The sequence below is a fragment of the Devosia sp. P3_B2 genome, from assembly GCF_056402875.1.
The window spans coordinates 358,444-375,708 of the sequence record NZ_JBFUGO010000010.1 but is presented as its reverse complement, the minus strand read 5'-3'; the positions used below and the strand labels follow the sequence as shown (position 1 = coordinate 375,708).

The window sequence follows — 17,265 nt, the reverse complement described above, 5'->3', positions numbered from 1 at the left end:
GACCGGGTGGGCTGCGGGTCGCTGCAGTTCAGGCGGAAACCATCACGGCAAGGACCGGTTCGCCGGTCAAGCCGCTATCACGCGAGGGTYGCTCGATGCGGAGTGGCCCAAGGGACGAAGCCTGGCACGCATGAGCCGGGCGGGAGCAACGAAGGCGGTGCTGGCACTCCGGCCGCCGACCGCGTTTCCCATCGTTCTCGCGATGCGGCAGGGGATGCGCCCCGGCACTGGTGGCATAGGCCCAAAACCCCGGCCGGCCGGCGAGGCGTGAGCCTCATTCACCTGCGGACTACCGCTACGGGGCAAACGCCTCGCCGGTCCCGCTTCGTTCTGTCCGAAACCGACGGCGCGAGCCGGTCGGAGGCCCCGCCATGCCTGCTTCCTGAACGCCGGATGAATCGCACGTGACGTTTTTGCAACAGCAACTTTGAATCCCGTTCACCGCGCATCGGGATCAACGTTTTGCTGAGGAACCCCGCCACAATGTGACCCTAAAAGAAGCAGAGGACAAAACTCGGACGGGCTGCACGAATGTGGAAGCCATTAGCTTTCACACCGAACCATTCGTGCGCTTCCCGCCCTTGTGCCTTGTCAGGCCGAACCCCATAAACGGCGCCTTCTGAGGGGCGCCGGACAACACCGGCCGGACAAGCAGGACGAAGAAATGACATCGAACTACGTCGACAAATCGCGTCTTCCCAGCAGGCATGTGACCGAAGGCCCGGAGCGCGCTCCGCACCGGTCCTATCTCTACGCCATGGGCTTGACCAGCGAGCAGATCCACCAGCCGCTCATCGGCGTGGCGACGGCGTGGAACGAGGCCGCTCCCTGCAATATTTCGCTCGGCCGCCAGGCGCAGGCCGTCAAGAAGGGCGTTGCCGCCAATCACGGCACCCCGCGCGAATTCACCACCATCACCGTCACCGACGGCATCGCCATGGGCCATGCCGGCATGAAGTCCTCGCTGGCCTCCCGCGACGTCATCGCCGACTCGGTCGAGCTCACCATGCGCGGCCATTCCTATGACGCGCTGGTTGCGATGGCCGGCTGCGACAAGTCGCTGCCCGGCATGATGATGGCGATGATCCGCCTCAACGTGCCGTCGATCTTCATCTATGGCGGCTCCATCCTCCCGGGCCGCTTCCGCGGCCGCGATGTCGTCGTCCAGGACCTGTTCGAGGCCGTCGGCCTCCACTCGGTCGGCAAGATGGACGACGAGACTCTCGACGAGCTCGAGCGCGTTGCCTGCCCGTCGGCCGGCTCCTGCGGCGGCCAGTACACGGCCAACACCATGGCCATGGTGGCCGAAGCCATCGGCCTCGCGCTGCCCTATAGCTGTGGCGCCCCGGCGCCTTACGAAATCCGTGACGCGCTCTGCGCCAAGGCCGGCGAGCAGGTGATGGAGCTGCTCAAAGTGCAGCTCCGCCCGCGCGACATCGTTACCCGCAAGGCGTTTGAGAACGCCGCGATGACCGTCGCCGCCACTGGTGGCTCGACCAATGCTGCGCTGCACCTGCCGGCGATGGCGCATGAGGCGGGCATCGACTTCGACCTGTTCGACGTCGGCGAGATCTTCAAGAAGACCCCGTATATCGGCGACTTGAAGCCGGGTGGGAAGTATGTCGCCAAGGACCTGTTCGAGGCCGGCGGCATCCCGCTGGTGATGAAGGCGCTGCTCGAGGGCGGTTTCCTCCACGGCGACTGCATGACCGTCACCGGCAAGACCGTCGCCGAGAACCTCGAGAAGGTGAAGTTCAACACCGAGCAGGACGTCATCCGCTCGACCTCGAACCCGATCTCGCCCACCGGCGGTGTCGTGGCGCTGCGTGGCAATCTGGCACCAGACGGCGCCATCGTTAAGGTTGCTGGCCTCAAGAACTTGCGTTTCGTCGGCCCGGCGCGCGTATTCGACAACGAAGAGGCGTGCTTCGAGGCGGTTGAGAAGCGGACCTACAAGGAAGGCGACGTGCTCGTCATCCGCTACGAAGGCCCCAAGGGCGGCCCCGGCATGCGCGAGATGCTGTCGACCACGGCGGCACTCTACGGCCAGGGAATGGGCGACAAGGTTGCGCTCATCACCGACGGCCGCTTCTCCGGCGCCACCCGCGGCTTCTGCATCGGCCATGTCGGCCCCGAAGCCGCAATCGGCGGCCCCATCGCCCATATTCAGGACGGCGACATCATCACGCTCGACGCCACGGCCGGCGAGATCTCGGTCAACGTGTCCGACGAAGAGTTTGCCCGGCGCTCGAAGAGCTGGGCCCCGCGCGAGACCGAGTACGGCTCGGGCGCAATCTGGAAGTATGCCCAGCTGGTGGGACCGGCGCGTTACGGCGCGCTGACCAACCCCGGCGCCAAGGGCGAGAAGGAGCAGTATGCGGACATTTAGGGCAGGAGCCCTTGTCTCCGTTGCGTTTTGGGCTGCGCTCGCGATTGCGGGCGTAGTCACCCCGGCCGCCGCTCAGGTGAGCGGCGTGCTGCCGTCCATGCCGGCTGCGCCGGAGACGGCTGCCGATGCGGCGCTCGCCATGGCCAACCAGCTCGATGGCGCCGGCGGCGGCATCTCCAGCGCCGACCTGGTCGCTGCGCTGGAGGATGCGGCGCTCGCGGGCCAGCCGATGGCCTTGTTCCAGCTCGGCCTGATGTACGAGAGCGGCGAGGGCGTCGCCAAGGACCCGGTCAAGGCCTTCGGCTATTTCAGCCAGATCGCCGACGAGCACGCCGATACCGCCCCCAAGGGCGTCGAGGCCGATATCGTCGCGCAGTCGTTCCTCAAGATCGGCGAGTACTATCGCACCGGCCTGCCGGAAGCCGGTATTCCCAAGAACGAAGCCTATTCCAACAAGCTGATCATGCACGCCGCGTCCTACTTCGGCGACGCCGATGCGCAGTACAAGGTGGGCGAACTCTATCTCGATGACGCCGAACTCGGCGACAGCCCGCTGCAGAGCGCCCGCTGGCTCAACCTCGCGGCCCGCAAGGGCCATGCCGGGGCCCAGGCCAAGCTTGGCAGCATGCTGTTCAACGGGCAGGGGATAGAAGCCGATCCGATCGAAGGCCTGATGTGGCTCACCGTCGCCTCGCGCCGTGCCGCCGGGACCGCCGACGACGGCTGGATCCACGACCTGCTCACCAACGCGATGTCCGTAGCTACCCCCGAGCAGCGCAAGCAAGCCGTCGAGCTCGCCGACTCGCTTGGCACCCGCTTCGGCGGACTCTGACAGCCGCGTTCAGGATCAATTCAGCCGCACTGGTGCAACCATCGGGCCATTCTCCCGTTGGATTTCCATCATGCGCCTGCCGATCATTCTCGCTCTCATCGTCGTCATCACGCTCCCCAAGGATGTCCGCGGGTTCGTCAACGACGTCTCGGACCAGGCCCGCATCGCAACGGCCTCGATCGCGCATTTCCTCGATCGCGACGACACCGTTCAGGTGGCCGACGCCAGCAATGTGCTGAAAGCCAAGAACACGGCCGGCAATATCCGCTAGAACGCGAAATCACTCTCGACCGGCACGTGGTCGCTCGGCTTGTCCATGCCGCGCACTTCCCGGTGCACGGTCACGTCGTTGAGCCGATCCGCCGCCTGTGGTGACAGCAGCAGGTGGTCGATCCGTATCCCGTCATCGCGATCCCACCCGAAGGTCTTGAAGTCCCAGAACGTGTAGGACGGCTCATCGGTCACCGCCCGCACCGCATCGGTGAGCCCCAGGTTCAGCAGCGCCCGCCACTTCTCGGCACTCTCCGGCCGGAATAGCGCGTCCCCCACCCACTGCTTCGGATTCTTCGCATCCACAGCCGCCGGGATGATGTTGTAATCGCCCAGCAATATGAACGGCTCTTCCAAAGCCAGCCTACCCTCGACGAACGTGTGCAGCCGGTCCATCCAGCTCAGCTTGTAGGTGAACTTGTCGGTGCCCACCGGATTTCCGTTCGGCAGGTAGATGCCGCACACCCGCACCACACCGCCTTCGACCGAGAATACTCCCTCGATCAGCCGCGATTGCTCGTCGCTATCGTCACCGGGTAATCCCCGCGTCACTTCGTCGAACTTATGCTTGGACAGGATCGCGACGCCGTTCCAGCTCTTCTGGCCGTGCGTCTCGACATTGTAGCCGAGGGCCTCGATCTCCATGCGCGGGAACGCATCATCGACCGACTTGATCTCCTGCAGGCACACGATGTCGGGCGAGACATCCTCCAGCCACTTGAGCAGCAGTCCCTGCCGGGCTTTGACGCCGTTGATGTTCCAGGTGGCGATGCGCATGCGGCCGACTCCAGTTGCGCGGAGCAGCCTACTGGCCGCCCGTCCTGCCGTAAACCGCGTCGCGGATGTCGAACCGGTACTGGCCGCTGCAGCCCTCATAGGGCGTATTGGTCATCGACAGGATGGTGATGCCGCTGGCCGGATCGACCGTCCACTCGTGGCCGTAGACCCCGCCCCAGCGCAGCGTACCCCGCGCCACCGGGCTGTTTGCCGCGACCGGATCGTCGACGATCGCCGAGAGGAAGCCGAAGCGCTGGCCCGCATCCTGCGGCCGGCGCGGCAGGTCGCCGATCTGGTTCTGCGCCGCCATCTCGACGGTTTCGGTCCGCAGCACATCGCCGCCGCCGGCGCGGATGGTCTCGAAGAAGGTCATCAGGTCATCGGCCGAGCCGACCATGCCGGCGCCGCCGGATTGAAATGCCTTCCTGTTGAAAATGCGCGAGGGCGAAAAGTCCGTCCGCTCGCCCAGCGGATTGATCAGCACATCCGGGTCGCCCATCCGTCGCAGCCCCGGGGGGCCATCCGCATAGGGCACTGCCAGCCGCCTTTGGTCGCTGACGGAGAACCCGGTGTCCTTCATCCCGAGTGGCCCGACGATGTAGTGCTCCACTGCCTCACCCAGTGTGCCGCCCTGGATCTTGGCGACGATGGCGCCCAGCACGTCGATATTGACGCCATACTCCCAGCCGGTGCCCGGCTCGAACAGCAGCGGCTCCTGCGCAATCAGCGTCAGGTTGGCCTCGTGGTCGAGTTCGGTCTGCTGCAGCCCCGTGGTAATTGCCGGGTTGCTGAAGCCATAGCCCAACCCCGAGGAATGGCTCAGCAGGTGCCGGATCAGGATGCGCGCCTCGCTGCCGTCCTTCAGCTTCGGCCGGAAGTAGGGCAGGTGATCGCTGACTGCGTTGTCGAGCCCGATCAGCCGGCGCTCGATCATTGCCAGTGCCGTCGCCGCGACGATCGGCTTGGTCACCGAGGCCAGCCGGAAGATCGCGTCGCGCCGCATCGGCACCCTGGCCTCCCGGTCAAACCAGCCCGCCGCCCGTGCGTAGACCAACTCGCCGTGCCGCTTTACCAGCGTCACCGATCCGACGATCTTCTCATTCGCGATTGCGCCGTCGACAACAGCGTCGATCCGCCCAGCCAAGTCCATTTGCCTACTCCGGTCTCACGCGGGCCTTCGCCCAATTCCAACGTCCGTTCGACGCTCAGGGATCGCTGCCTAAGCGTACACGGCCTGCAATATGTCGTCGCGGAACTTGCCGTCCGATCCCTCGAGCCCGGTATTGCTCATGGAAACGACCGACAGCCCCGCACTGGGGTCGATGAACCAGTTATGCCCGTAGATGCCGCCCCAGCGCACTGTGCCGCGCGGCGCCGGCGAGCCCGCCGCGACCGGATCGTCGAGCCAGGCGCCGAACAGGGAGAACTGCCAACCCGGCGATCCGGCCTGACTCAATTGTGGGGTCTGATTGGCAAGGCCGAGCGCCACCGTTTCGGGCCGCAGGATCGACCCACCGCCGGCACGCAGTGCTTCCAGCAACCGCATGAAATCAGGGCCGCTGCCGGCCGCTCCGCCACCGCCCGACTGAAAGGCCGCACTATCGAAGATCCGATCCGGATCGTAGGTTACGGCGCTGCCCCAGGGAGTAGGGATGGTGTGTACCGACACCATCCGGTCGGGGCCATCAGCCCCATCGGCATATGGGGTTGCGAGCCGGGAGAGCTCGGGGACGCTGAAGCCGGTGTCGTTCATGCCCAGCGGCCCGGTGACGTACCGGCCGATGGCGTCTTCGAGCCGTCCGCCGACAAGCCGCCCGGCCACGTGGCCGAGGACGTCGATGGAGGGCCCGTAAGTCCAGCCAGTCCCGGGCGCGAAAAGCAGCGGCAGTGCACCGATCCGCGCGATGATCGCGTCGTCGCCGAGGCGCCAGCGATTCACGGCCGCAGCCTGTTCCTCTGGCGTGAGGATCGAAGCGGTGGAGAGGCCGGACGTGTGCGTGAGCAACTGTCGGATGGTGATGGTCGGCGCGGCGCCATCGGGCAGGCGCGGGCGAAACTCTGGAAGATAGTCGGTGATCGCGGAGTCGAGCCCGAGCTTCCCCGTATCGACCAATGCGAGGATCGTTGCGGCGACGATCGGCTTGGTGAGCGAGGAAAGCCTGAAGATCGCGTCGGAGGCCATCGGCCGCCCGGTCTCTCGATCGGCCAGGCCATGCGCACCTTCGTATAGGAGCTCGCCATGCTTGCCGACGAGGACAACTGCGCCGACGATGCGTTTTCCATCGATCGCGCGACCGACCGCCGCGTCGACTCGTCCAGCTAAATCCACAGTCCGCCTCCCAAATCCGCGCGGACGCTAGCGAGCCGAAGCTATCGAGGCAAGGCCGACAATGGTTCAGGCGAGTGCGATCAGGCGACCGCGAAGCTCGTGCCGCAGCCGCAGCCGGCGACGGCATTCGGGTTCTTGATCTGGAAGCTCTGGCCGATCAGATCGTCGACGTAGTCGATCTCGGCGCCGCCCATGAATTCGAGGCTCAAGGAATCGATGAGCACCGTGGCGCTGTCCTTGGCCAGCACCAGGTCGTCGTTCGCTGGCGTTTCCTTCACCAGCTTGTACTCGTACTGGAAGCCGGAACAGCCACCACCCGCCACTGCGATGCGCAGCACCGTGCCCTCGCCTTGCTTGGCGAGGATGCGGCCGATCTTCTTGGCGGCGCGGTCTGTCAAAATGACATTGTTCGGTGCTAGAGCAGCTTCGGACATCAGGTACCTTTCGGCCGCCCATCGAGGGCAGCGCTGGAAGCCAAATCTAATATCGTTAGGCGACGATGAAAAGGGTCTTGGCCGCATAATGGGTGAACGCGCCGCCTATGCCTCCGATCCCTCGCAGAGCCGCGGCCGGCTTTTCGCGCCCAGCGCCAGCCCGACGCGCTCCGAATTCCAGCGCGATCGCGACCGTATCGTCCACTCCGCCGCCTTCCGCCGCCTGCAGCACAAGACCCAGGTGTTCCTGCACCACGAGGGCCTGCATTACCGCACCCGCCTGACCCACACGCTGGAGGTCAGCCAGATGGCCCGCTCCATCGCCCGGGCCCTGGCGCTGGACGAGGATCTCGCCGAGGCCGTGGCGCTGGCGCACGATCTCGGCCACACCCCGTTCGGCCACGCCGGCGAGCGCGTGCTCGACGACAAGATGGCTGAATGGGGCGGGTTCGATCACAACATGCAGGCGATCCGGGTCGTTACCCGGCTCGAGAACCGCTACGCCGAGCATGACGGGCTGAACCTCAGCTGGGAGGCGCTAGAGGGCATCCTCAAACACAACGGCCCGCTCACCGACCGCCATGGCCGCGCCCTGCACGCCGGCAAACCGCTGCCGCAGGGGCTCAATGACATCCCGGCCAGTGCCGACCTGATGACCTGGAGCCATGCGAGCCTCGAGGCCCAGGCCGCCGCCATCGCCGACGACATCGCCTACAACTCGCACGATATCGACGATGCGCTGCGCGCCGGCCTGATCCGGCTGCCGGACCTTGTGGACGTGCCACTGGTCGGCCCGCTGGTCCGCGAAGTGCTGGAGCGCTGGCCGGATATCGAGCGCAGCCGGCAGGCGCACGAGGTACAGCGTCGGCTCATCACCGTGCAGATCGAGGACGTCATCGCCGAGAGCGGCCGCGCCATTGCCGAGGTAGCGCCGCAGTCGGCCGACGACGTCCGCAACGCCGGGCGGACGCTGATCCGTTTCTCGCCGCCGGTAGCGGCGGCCGAGCAGGCGCTGAAGCGCTTCCTGTTCGAACGCGTCTATCGCAGCGACGAGGTGATGGGCCCGGTCCGCCACAGCCAGACCGTGGTCTCTATGCTGTTCGACCACTACCTCGTTACCGGCGACATGCCCGGCCGCTGGGGCGAGGCAGCCCGTCACGCGCCGGATCGCGCCGCTCGTGCTCGCATCGTTGCCGACTTCATCGCCGGCATGACTGACCCTTACGCGCTCGAGCAGCATGCCCGCCGGTTTGACGGTCAAAGCCACATAGGGTAGGGGCTCAGTCCCTTCCAAAGGTACTGCCATGAACGTATTCGCGTTGTTTGCCACCCGTGTCGCTGACGCCCTAACGGGGCTCTATCCCTCGATCACCGAGGAAGCCTTGTCGCGCATCGTGGTCGAGCCCCCGCGAGATGCCGCGCATGGCGACCTCTCGACCAACGCCGCAATGGTGGTGGCAAAGCCGCTCGGCAAGAACCCGCGCGACGTGGCGACGGCGCTCGCCGAGCACTTCAAGGCCGACAAGGATGTGACTTCGGTGGAGGTCGCCGGCCCCGGCTTCATCAACTTCCGGCTCGCGACCCCGGTCTGGCACGACGTGCTGAAGTCGATCGCCACGCAGGGCGGCGACTTCGGCCGCTCCAATGTCGGCGGCGGCGAGCGGGTCAACGTCGAATACGTCTCGGCCAACCCGACCGGCCCGATGCATGTCGGCCATACCCGCGGCGCCGTGTTCGGCGACGCGCTGGCGTCGCTCATGGCCTATTCCGGCTTCGACGTGACCCGCGAGTACTACATCAACGACGCCGGCAGCCAGATCGATACCCTGGCCAAGTCCACTATGCTCCGCTACCGCGAGGCGCTCGGCGAAACCATCGACATCCCATCCGGTTTCTATCCCGGCGATTACCTAATCCCGGTCGGGCAGGCGCTGAAGACCGAGTTCGGCGATGCGCTGCTGCAGAAGCCGGAACCCGAGGCGCTGGCCATCGCCAAGGATCGCGTCCTTGCCGCGATGATGGACCTCATCCGGGCCGACCTCGCCCAGCTCAACATCCACCACGACGTGTTCTTCTCGGAGCGCCAGCTGCACGGGCAGGGTGGCGACATCGACACCACCCTCGATTGGCTGCGGGCCGAGGACATGATCTACCAGGGCCGGCTCGAGCCGCCCAAGGGCAAGACCCCCGAGGACTGGGAAGATCGCGAGCAGACGCTGTTCCGCGCCACCAACTATGGCGACGACGTCGATCGCCCGCTGGTCAAGTCGAACGGCGCCTACACCTACTTCGCCGCTGATATCGCCTACCATCGGAACAAGTACCTGCGCGGCTTCAACCACATGGTCAATGTGCTGGGCGCCGATCACTCGGGCTACGTCTCGCGGCTAAAGGCGGCCGTGAAGGCCGTCTCGCATGGCGAAGCCGATATCGACGTGCGCATCTGCCAGCTGGTCCGGCTGATGAAGAACGGCGAGCCGTTCAAGATGTCGAAGCGTTCCGGCGACCTCGTCCTGCTCTCCGACGTGGTCGAGGAAGTCGGCTCCGACGCCACCCGCTTCATGCTGCTCTACCGGCGGAACGATGCGGCGATGGATTTCGATTTCGCCGTCGTCAAGGAACAGACCCGCGACAACCCGGTGTTCTACGTCCAGTACGCTCACGCCCGGACGTACTCGGTGTTCCGCAAGGTCGCCGATGAGATGCCGGCCCTCGACGCTTCTGCCCAGGCGCTGTCGAAAGCCGATATTTCGCTGCTTTCTTCCGAGGCTGATCTTGAGCTGATCAAGGCCCTGGCGCAGTGGCCGCGCATTGTTGCTTCGGCCGCAAGTGCACATGAGCCGCACCGTGTAGCGTTCTACCTCTATGAACTTGCGGCGGCGTTCCACGGCTTCTGGGCGAAGGGCAATCAAGATGTTGCCTTACGTTTTGTTAACGCCGATGATTCAATGCTGACTTCAGCCCGACTCGCCCTTGTCGGTGCTGTGCGTCAGGTGCTCGTTAACGGCTTGACCCTGCTTGGTGTTAGTGCCCCGGAGGAGCTTTCATAATTCCGGCGCATTGGTTGCTAGAGTGGCCGGCTTGCTCGGCGGGGGTCAGGGCGAGCACCGAGACCACTAGTTTAGGGGGCGCTGCTTTCAATGACAGCGAGACCGCAGCAGATGCCTGATGGCCAGGATAAATCCGACGACCTGATCGCCGAGCTCGCCAAACTTATGGCGAACAACGCCCAGGGCGCCGAGCCCGAGGCCAAGCCAGCGCCCAAGCTCGTCACCCTTAACGAGACGCCCAGGCCTGAAGGGCAGGGGCCGGCTCCGCTGGTGCGCATCCCGGGAATGGACGCACCCGCCGTCCCCTCGGTTCAGGCCACAAGTGCACCCGTGCCGCCTCCGTCCGATCGTCCCACTCCGATTGCGCCCGGTGTGCTGCGCATACCCGGCATGGATCAGCCGGTCGCCGCTGCCCCCGCTCCGGCGGCGACGGCCCCTGCGCCCCAGAGTGAGACCAAGCCTGCCGCATCGTTCGATTTCGGCACGCTGCCTGCTGCGTCCACCACCTTCAAGCCCGAGCCGATGTCCAACTGGCAGGATCGCGAGATTCCCAAGCCGCCGGTTTCGGTTCGTCCCGCCGCCATCGAGACCCCGGTGCCGGTGCGTCCGGCTGCCGTCGAAACGCCACCGGTCATGCGTCCCGCCGCGGAAGCTCGCCCTTTGGTCGAAGCGCCGCTCGCCGACCCCATGGCCGAACTCGAAGCCGACCTGAAGCCCGTCGCTGTCGAGCCTGAAGTGAAGGCGCCTGCGCCCCGCACGGAGCCCACCTTCTCCGCTCCGCGTCCGGCGCCCCAGCCTGTCGTCGCTCCGGTTCCGGCGCCTCCCATGGTCGCCGCCGCCAAGGCGTCTTCGCCGGACGACAGCTTCGATTTCGATTTCGGCTTTGGTTCCGCGCCTCCGGCGCCCATCGCTCCGCCCGATGCCCGGCCGCAGCCCAAGCCTGCGGCGCCCCCTGCCGTTCCCGCCGCCTCGTCGGTCGATCCGATCGCCGACCTGATCGCGATGGAACTTGATACCGCTGAGGCCGAAGGGTCTGCAGAGGCCGAGGTCGAGCATCGTCCCGCCCCGGCGCAGCCTGCGCCGCGCAGCTTTCCGCTCCCGGGTGCCGTTCCTGCGCCGCGTCCGGCCGGCAGTGCGCCTGCCAGCAGCGTCCAGTTCCGTGCCCCTGTTGCACCGCAGCCGGCCCCGCCGACACCCCGCGCGGAAGATCGCTTCGGCGTCGCGCCGGTCTTCGGGCCGACCAGCAAGGTGCAGGCCTCTCGGCCGCCCCAGCCGCCTGCTGAGCGCGACCCGATGGATGAGATCGAGAGCCTGATAGGCGAAGCGGTCCGCGTCGAGCTGACCAGCGATCGGCCGGCTATGCCGGCGCCCGCTCCGGCACCCCAGGCCGCTCCGGTCGTCCCGCCGCTCACCACCGGTTTTGCGCCGCGCCGGGCTGCGCTCAAGGATACCGAGCCGCAGGTTCCGTCGGCCGAAGCCGCCATTCTTGCCGCGGCGGCAGCCAGCGGTGCGGAAGTCGGTCGTATCGACGGCATGGCGGCCGAGCAGAGCCCCTACAAGCGCCCCAAGTCCAAGCCGGAGCGCCGTTCCAGCGGCATGCGCCAGTATGTCGGCATGGCCGTCGCCGGCACGCTCCTGCTTGCCGCGGGCTTCGGCCTCTACTGGGTGCTCGGCATGGGCCGCGGCACCGATGCCGATGCGCCGGTGCTGCAGGCCGACGCCACGCCAGTCAAGGAAACACCACCTCCCGCCGCAAGCTCCCCGACTCAGCAGGGCTCGGTGGTATTCAACGAGCTTGATGGCACCGAAAATCCCGCCGACGAGCAACTCGTCTCGCGTGACGACAGCGCCGAGACCAGCGTTGCGGACGTGGCCCGCACCGTTGGTGAAGGCGACGATGCCGCCAGTGAAAGCGAACTCGCCAACCGCAAGGTTCGCACCGTAACCGTCCGCCCGGATGGCACTATCGTCTCGGGTGACGAAGCCGTCGCCGGCAACGAGGAACTGCCGGTCGACCGGCCGGCCGTGCCCGATCTGCCGGGTGCCGACGTGCAGCCGTCCGAACTTCTCGCCGCCGTTCCCGATGCTGCCGCCGATCCGATCGGCGCGGCCATCACCACTGATCCCGAACCGGCGGCAGACGCTACCCAGCTTTCGGCCCTCGCCGAGACAGGGCCGGCGCCCACGATCGATCCGAGCATCGTTGCTCCGGTTCCGGTCGCTCGCCCGGCGGATCGTTCGGTTCTCGGCGGCGGTTCCAATCAAACCGTAGCGGCGGTCGAACCGACCCAGGCAGTGGATCTGGGCGTTGAGGCCCCCGCGGCGCAGGCCCCTGCACCCGCGGCAAGCGGCAGCGGCCCTTACGTGCAGCTCAGCTCGCAGCCCACCGAGGGCGACGCGCAATCGTCGCTCCGCACCACCCAGAGCCGCCTCGCGGGTCTCTTGGCAGGGCGCAGCCTGGCAGTGCGCCAGGTCAACCTTGGTGCCAAGGGCACGTGGTATCGCGTCGTGCTGCCGGTGGATTCGTTCCAGGAAGCCACCCAGACCTGCGCCAGCCTCAAGGCAAATGGCGTGGATTGCGTGCCGATCGGCGGTTGATCGGCACCCGCAATTCCTTGACGCCCGTCTCGGTTCGGGACCAAGCTCGCACGAGCTGAGCGGGCAGGCGACTTCATGAGCGACACATCCACGGACTGGTTCGCGACGCCGGACGCGCCGCGCGACGAAGTGATGTATGTCGACGTCGCCGGCTACGAAGGCCCGCTCGACCTGCTGCTCGACCTCGCCCGCCGGCAGAAGGTCGACCTTTCCCATATCTCGATCCTGGCGCTCGCCGAGCAGTATCTGAGCTTCATCGAGACGGTGCGCGAGAAGCGCATCGAAATCGCCGCCGACTACCTCGTGATGGCGGCCTGGCTCGCCTACCTCAAGAGCCGCCTGATGGTGCCGCAGGCGCCCAGCGATGACGAACCTTCCGGCGAGATGATGGCGGCGCTGCTGCAGTTCCGCCTGAAGCGGCTGGAGGCGATGCGGAAGTCCGCTATGCAGCTGATCAACCGCCCGCGCCTGGGCCGGCAAGTGCATGCGCGCGGCCAGCCTGAGCCGGTGCTGGTGGAGCGCCGCAACCTCTGGGAAGCCTCGCTCTACGAGCTGTTGAAGGCCTACGCCACCGGTCGCGAGCGCAACGTGCCGCAGGATTACCACCTGTTCGAGCGCAGCGTCTGGTCGCTACAGGAAGCGCGCGAGATATTGACGCGGCTGATCGGCGAAAGCATGGACTGGGTGCCGCTCGACGCCTATCTGGACCAGTACCTGAGCAATCCCGAGCAGAGGAAGACCGCCACAGCCTCGAGCTTTGCCTCAAGCCTTGAACTTGCCCGGCAGGGGCAAATAGAACTGCGCCAGACCCTGACCTTCGGCCCGCTGTTCATGCGCCGCAAGGTCGATGGAAAGAAGCCTGAATGACCGACGAAGCGCCGGACGACCAGTTCGACGAACATGGCGAGATCGCCGAGCGCAACCTCAGGGTGCTCGAAGCGATCCTGTTCGCCTCCGCCGAACCGCTGTCTCCGGCCGACATAGCGCCATATCTCGGTGACGGTGCCGATGTGCCGGTCCTGCTTGAGAGGCTGGCGCAGCGCTATATCGGCCATGGCGTGCAACTGGTCCGCCGCGGCGACAAATGGGCTTTCCGCACCGCAGACGACTTGTCATTCCTGCTCCGCCGCGAAGAGACCGAAAGCCGCCAGCTTTCCCGCGCGGCGCTCGAAACCCTCGCCATCATCGCCTACCACCAGCCGGCGACCCGTGCCGAGGTGGAGGAGGTGCGCGGTGTCGCCAGCGGTGGCGGCACCTTTGACGTGCTGATGCAAACCGGCTGGGTCCGCATGCGCGGCCGTCGTCGCACACCGGGCCGACCGGTCACCTACGGCACCACCGAGGCCTTCCTCGATCACTTCGGCCTCGAAAGCCTCGCCGATCTGCCCGGCGTTGAGGAACTCAAAGGCTCCGGCCTCCTCTCGAGCCGCCTGCCTCCCGCCTTCCAGGTCCCGTTGCCCTTCGATGGCCCGCTGCGCGACGATGAGGACCCGTTGGAGCCCGACGACCAGGGCGAGAGCGACGGCGTTCAATGACCGACAGCCCGGAACTAGAAGACTGGGGCCCGCGCGGCACTGCCGGCGTCGCCTTCGCCGCGGCACTTCGTTTCGACGCCGTGGATGTCACCCTCGGCGGCCGGCCGGTGCTGCAAAACTTCTCGCTGGCTCTGGTGCCAGGCGAGATCGTCTGCCTGCTCGGCGAGAGCGGCTCAGGCAAATCCACCATCCTCCGCGTCGCCGCCGGCATCCAGCGGATCGACGGCGGCACGGTGAAGATCAACGACCAGATCGTCTCCGGCCCCGGCGTCCATGCCAAGCCCGATCGGCGCGGCATCGGCCTGATGTTCCAGGACTTTGCGCTGTTCCCGCACCTGACGCTGCTGCAGAACGTCACCTTCGGGTTGCGCAAGCTCGGCCGCGTTGCAGCTCTGAACCAGGCCCGGCAGGCTCTGAAGCGCGTTGGCCTTGATGACCGCGAGGCGGACTATCCCCATCGCCTGTCTGGCGGCCAGCAGCAGCGCCTGGCGCTCGCTCGCTCGATTGCCCCGCGGCCGGGCATCCTGATGCTGGACGAGCCGTTCTCGAGCCTCGATGCGCGCCTACGCGAGACGGTACGCAGCGAGACCCTCGCCGTGCTGCGCGAGACTCACGCCACCACCATCATCGTCACGCACGATCCCGAGGAGGCGATGTTGCTGGGCGATCGCATCGCGCTGCTCCGCCATGGCAAGCTGGCGCAGATCGATACCGCCTCCGCAATCTACAATCGTCCGGTCGACTTGAACGCCGCCCGCTTCTTTTCGCCGCTGAGCGAGATCGAGGCACGGGTGCAGTCTGGCAGGGTGGAGACGCCGCTCGGTCCGGTCCCGGCCCCAAAGCATGCCGATGGCACTGCCGTGACGGTGGCCATCCGGCCCATCGGCTCCCTCGACGTGGCGACGGAAGGCCCCGGGATTCCGGGGCGTGTCCTGGCCAAGCGCGATGCCATCGGTATTGACCTCTGCGAGGTCAGCGTCACCGGTCTCGACCGCCCCATCCAGATCCGCCGTCGGGCCGATCGTAACCTTGTCGTGGGTTCGGACGTATTCCTGACCCTCAACCCGGAACACGTCCTTGTGTTCGCCAAGGATTGAACCTATTTCTCTGCGCTAGTGTAAGCGTAGAGCATTCTTTCGGAGACCATCCATGCACGCGCCAGGGATTTGGGGCATCATCGTCGTCGCCATCGTGGTGATCCTGCTGTTCGGACGCGGCAAGATCGCCGGGCTGATGGGCGAAGTCGCCTCCGGCATCAAGTCCTTCCAGAAGGGCATGCGCGACGAAGAGCAGAAGCCTGCTGCGCAGATCGACGCTTCGACCACGGTCGAACCTGCCCGCGAGACCGAGAAGGCCAAGGACGCCTGATCGTCTGACGGCCGCTCCCAGGAGCCAACCATATGCTCGGCGTCGGCTGGACCGAAATGCTTGTGATCGGGGTCGTGGCCCTGATTGTCATCGGTCCCAAAGAGCTTCCCGCTCTCATGCACAGGGTCGGCAAGTTCGCCGGCACTATCCGGCGCATGGGCGCCGATTTTCAGCGTGAGCTGAACAAGACCACTGGTCTCAACGAGATCGCCAATCTCCGCCAGTCGGTGACGCAGCCGCTGAAGGCCACGGCCGACGCGATCCGCAAGGAATTCAACGCGACGACGGCAACCGGTGAGGTAAAGCCCTCGGGCATCATCAAGCCGGCCGACCCCAAGGTCGAGAGCGTCGTCGACGAGATCAAGGCTGCAGCCGGCATCACGGCGCCCGCCGCCGCTACCCCAGTGATGACCCCGATCGCCCCTCCCGCCGTAGTCGCCAAGACCCCGGTCAAGGCCGCTCGCGCCCCGCGCGTCAAGGCGCCGACGGAGAGCAAGGTCGCCGCCGCCGACATCGCCCCGGCTAAGAAGGCTGCGCCCAAGGCCGCGAAGCCGATCGACTCGCCCGCACCCGTCGAGGCCATCGCTCCGGTGAAGTCAGCGCCTGCAAAGAAGGCCACCGTCAAAGCCGCTGCTCCGGTGACGAAGGCTCAAAGCGTCGCGGCCAAGCCTGCTGCCAAGACCGCTGCCAAACCTGCGGCTAAGGCGGTGGCCAAGCCTGCCGCTGCTGAGAAGCCTGCGACCAAGCCCGCCACCAAGAAGCCGGCTGTTGCCGCCAAGAAGCCGTGACCATGGCCGAACAGACCAAGCTAGCAGCGCCCAAAGACGCGCCCAAGACCGATGAGGACGAACTCGCCGGTAGCGAGGCGCCCCTGCTTGATCATCTCGTCGAACTGCGCAAGCGCCTGATCCGCTCGCTGCTGGTCATCTTCGGCCTGCTGATTGTCTTCTTCTTTTTCTCGCAGACCATCCTCGAGGTTCTGATCGAGCCGTATCGCGCGGCCTACCTCGCGGTGATTCCGCATGGCGCGCAGTCGGTGATTCCGGATGACTTCCGGCTGATCTACACCGCACCGCAGGAGCTGTTCTTCACCCAGCTCAACGTTGCGTTCTTCGCCGCCATTTTCGTGGGTTTCCCGTACCTCGCGATCGAGGTTTACGGCTTTGTCGCGCCAGGGCTCTACAAGAAGGAGCGGCGCGCCTTCCTGCCATACCTGGTCGCGACGCCGGTCTTCTTCTTCATGGGCGGGCTGCTGGTCTATTTCGCCGTGCTGCCTATGGCGATGCGCTTCTTCCTCTCGATGCAGACCCAGGACATCGAGATGCTCGTGCAGGTCAGCGAGTACCTCGGCCTCGCGATGACGCTGATCCTCGCGTTCGGTGTTTGTTTCCAGTTGCCGGTGATCCTGACGCTGCTCGCTCAGATCGATCTGATCTCGAGCGGTACGCTCAAGAAGGGTCGGAAGTACGCCATCGTCGGCATCCTGGTGTTCGCCGCCTTCATCACGCCGCCCGATCCGATCTCGCAGATCGGCCTCGCGCTGCCGATGTACCTGCTCTACGAAATCTCCATCCTTTCCGTCCGCTGGATCGAGAAACGCCGTGCCGCCGCTCTGGCCGCCGAGGGCGCCGAAGGTACCGACGTCGAGAAGTCCGAGTAGGGCGCTGCCGATGGGGGCGCGGT

At 66.1% G+C, this 17,265-nt stretch carries 16 protein-coding genes; 12 read left to right on the top strand and 4 right to left on the bottom strand.

Annotated features, from left to right (window positions below):
* Positions 1-664 precede the first annotated feature (664 nt).
* The 3 genes from ilvD (at position 665) to AC1DV8_RS16875 (ending at position 3,492) form a co-directional block, all read left to right on the top strand.
* The gene (ilvD, locus tag AC1DV8_RS16885; RefSeq protein ID WP_477158238.1) at positions 665-2,389 is read left to right on the top strand and encodes a dihydroxy-acid dehydratase; all 1,725 of its coding nucleotides are present in this window, start codon (positions 665-667) and stop codon (positions 2,387-2,389) included.
* Between the two features lie 85 nt (positions 2,390-2,474).
* Complete coding sequence (locus AC1DV8_RS16880) at positions 2,475-3,221, top strand: tetratricopeptide repeat protein (protein WP_477152045.1); 747 nt, start codon at positions 2,475-2,477, stop codon at positions 3,219-3,221.
* Between the two features lie 70 nt (positions 3,222-3,291).
* Positions 3,292-3,492: a hypothetical protein gene (locus AC1DV8_RS16875; protein ID WP_477152044.1), complete on the top strand. Its 201-nt coding sequence runs from the start codon at positions 3,292-3,294 to the stop codon at positions 3,490-3,492.
* Here AC1DV8_RS16875 and xth read toward each other — a convergent pair.
* The 4 genes from xth to AC1DV8_RS16855 form a co-directional block, all read right to left on the bottom strand.
* Positions 3,489-4,268: an exodeoxyribonuclease III gene (gene xth, locus AC1DV8_RS16870; protein ID WP_477158237.1), complete on the bottom strand. Its 780-nt coding sequence runs from the start codon at positions 4,266-4,268 to the stop codon at positions 3,489-3,491. The genes AC1DV8_RS16875 and xth overlap by 4 nt on opposite strands.
* 28 nt (positions 4,269-4,296) lie before the next feature.
* Positions 4,297-5,418 carry a serine hydrolase domain-containing protein gene (locus tag AC1DV8_RS16865; protein WP_477158236.1) on the bottom strand — a complete coding sequence of 374 codons (1,122 nt, stop codon included), beginning with the start codon at positions 5,416-5,418 and terminating at the stop codon, positions 4,297-4,299.
* 69 nt (positions 5,419-5,487) lie between these two features.
* Complete coding sequence (locus AC1DV8_RS16860; protein ID WP_477158235.1) at positions 5,488-6,597, bottom strand: serine hydrolase domain-containing protein; 1,110 nt, start codon at positions 6,595-6,597, stop codon at positions 5,488-5,490.
* An 80-nt stretch (positions 6,598-6,677) separates the two neighbouring features.
* Positions 6,678-7,031, bottom strand: a complete 354-nt coding sequence (locus AC1DV8_RS16855; protein ID WP_477152040.1) for a HesB/IscA family protein — start codon at positions 7,029-7,031, stop codon at positions 6,678-6,680.
* A gap of 49 nt (positions 7,032-7,080) precedes the next feature.
* Here AC1DV8_RS16855 and AC1DV8_RS16850 point away from each other — a divergent pair, with 49 nt between their 5' ends.
* The 9 genes from AC1DV8_RS16850 to tatC all read left to right on the top strand — a co-directional run bounded on the left by AC1DV8_RS16850 (position 7,081) and on the right by tatC (position 17,242).
* The gene (locus AC1DV8_RS16850; protein WP_477158245.1) at positions 7,081-8,307 is read left to right on the top strand and encodes a deoxyguanosinetriphosphate triphosphohydrolase; all 1,227 of its coding nucleotides are present in this window, start codon (positions 7,081-7,083) and stop codon (positions 8,305-8,307) included.
* A 28-nt stretch (positions 8,308-8,335) separates the two neighbouring features.
* Positions 8,336-10,081 carry an arginine--tRNA ligase gene (gene argS, locus AC1DV8_RS16845; RefSeq protein WP_477152039.1) on the top strand — a complete coding sequence of 582 codons (1,746 nt, stop codon included), beginning with the start codon at positions 8,336-8,338 and terminating at the stop codon, positions 10,079-10,081.
* A gap of 90 nt (positions 10,082-10,171) precedes the next feature.
* Complete coding sequence (locus tag AC1DV8_RS16840) at positions 10,172-12,679, top strand: SPOR domain-containing protein (RefSeq protein ID WP_477158234.1); 2,508 nt, start codon at positions 10,172-10,174, stop codon at positions 12,677-12,679.
* 75 nt (positions 12,680-12,754) lie between these two features.
* Positions 12,755-13,546, top strand: a complete 792-nt coding sequence (locus tag AC1DV8_RS16835) for a segregation and condensation protein A (protein ID WP_477158233.1) — start codon at positions 12,755-12,757, stop codon at positions 13,544-13,546.
* Complete coding sequence (scpB, locus tag AC1DV8_RS16830; protein ID WP_477158232.1) at positions 13,543-14,214, top strand: SMC-Scp complex subunit ScpB; 672 nt, start codon at positions 13,543-13,545, stop codon at positions 14,212-14,214. Before AC1DV8_RS16835 ends, scpB begins: the two co-directional genes overlap by 4 nt.
* On the top strand, positions 14,211-15,311 hold the full coding sequence (locus AC1DV8_RS16825) for an ABC transporter ATP-binding protein (protein ID WP_477152035.1): 1,101 nt from the start codon (positions 14,211-14,213) through the stop codon (positions 15,309-15,311). Before scpB ends, AC1DV8_RS16825 begins: the two co-directional genes overlap by 4 nt.
* 52 nt (positions 15,312-15,363) lie before the next feature.
* Entirely contained in the window at positions 15,364-15,582 is a 219-nt protein-coding gene (gene tatA, locus AC1DV8_RS16820) for a twin-arginine translocase TatA/TatE family subunit (RefSeq protein ID WP_055048811.1), read from the top strand.
* Positions 15,583-15,614: 32 nt separating this feature from the next.
* On the top strand, positions 15,615-16,370 hold the full coding sequence (gene tatB, locus AC1DV8_RS16815; RefSeq protein WP_477158231.1) for a Sec-independent protein translocase protein TatB: 756 nt from the start codon (positions 15,615-15,617) through the stop codon (positions 16,368-16,370).
* A gap of 2 nt (positions 16,371-16,372) precedes the next feature.
* Entirely contained in the window at positions 16,373-17,242 is an 870-nt protein-coding gene (gene tatC, locus AC1DV8_RS16810; protein WP_477152033.1) for a twin-arginine translocase subunit TatC, read from the top strand.
* Positions 17,243-17,265 lie beyond the last annotated feature (23 nt).

Excerpts from the sequence above, each read along its gene's own strand:
- ilvD (WP_477158238.1), top strand. The coding sequence starts at position 665 with ATGACATCGAACTACGTCGACAAATCGCGTCTTCCCAGCAGGCATGTG.
- AC1DV8_RS16875 (WP_477152044.1), top strand. The coding sequence starts at position 3,292 with ATGCGCCTGCCGATCATTCTCGCTCTCATCGTCGTCATCACGCTCCCC.
- xth (WP_477158237.1), bottom strand. The coding sequence starts at position 4,268 with ATGCGCATCGCCACCTGGAACATCAACGGCGTCAAAGCCCGGCAGGGA.
- AC1DV8_RS16865 (WP_477158236.1), bottom strand. The coding sequence starts at position 5,418 with ATGGACTTGGCTGGGCGGATCGACGCTGTTGTCGACGGCGCAATCGCG.
- AC1DV8_RS16855 (WP_477152040.1), bottom strand. The coding sequence starts at position 7,031 with ATGTCCGAAGCTGCTCTAGCACCGAACAATGTCATTTTGACAGACCGC.
- argS (WP_477152039.1), top strand. The coding sequence starts at position 8,336 with ATGAACGTATTCGCGTTGTTTGCCACCCGTGTCGCTGACGCCCTAACG.
- AC1DV8_RS16840 (WP_477158234.1), top strand. The coding sequence starts at position 10,172 with ATGACAGCGAGACCGCAGCAGATGCCTGATGGCCAGGATAAATCCGAC.
- AC1DV8_RS16835 (WP_477158233.1), top strand. The coding sequence starts at position 12,755 with ATGAGCGACACATCCACGGACTGGTTCGCGACGCCGGACGCGCCGCGC.
- scpB (WP_477158232.1), top strand. The coding sequence starts at position 13,543 with ATGACCGACGAAGCGCCGGACGACCAGTTCGACGAACATGGCGAGATC.
- AC1DV8_RS16825 (WP_477152035.1), top strand. The coding sequence starts at position 14,211 with ATGACCGACAGCCCGGAACTAGAAGACTGGGGCCCGCGCGGCACTGCC.
- tatA (WP_055048811.1), top strand. The coding sequence starts at position 15,364 with ATGCACGCGCCAGGGATTTGGGGCATCATCGTCGTCGCCATCGTGGTG.
- tatB (WP_477158231.1), top strand. The coding sequence starts at position 15,615 with ATGCTCGGCGTCGGCTGGACCGAAATGCTTGTGATCGGGGTCGTGGCC.
- tatC (WP_477152033.1), top strand. The coding sequence starts at position 16,373 with ATGGCCGAACAGACCAAGCTAGCAGCGCCCAAAGACGCGCCCAAGACC.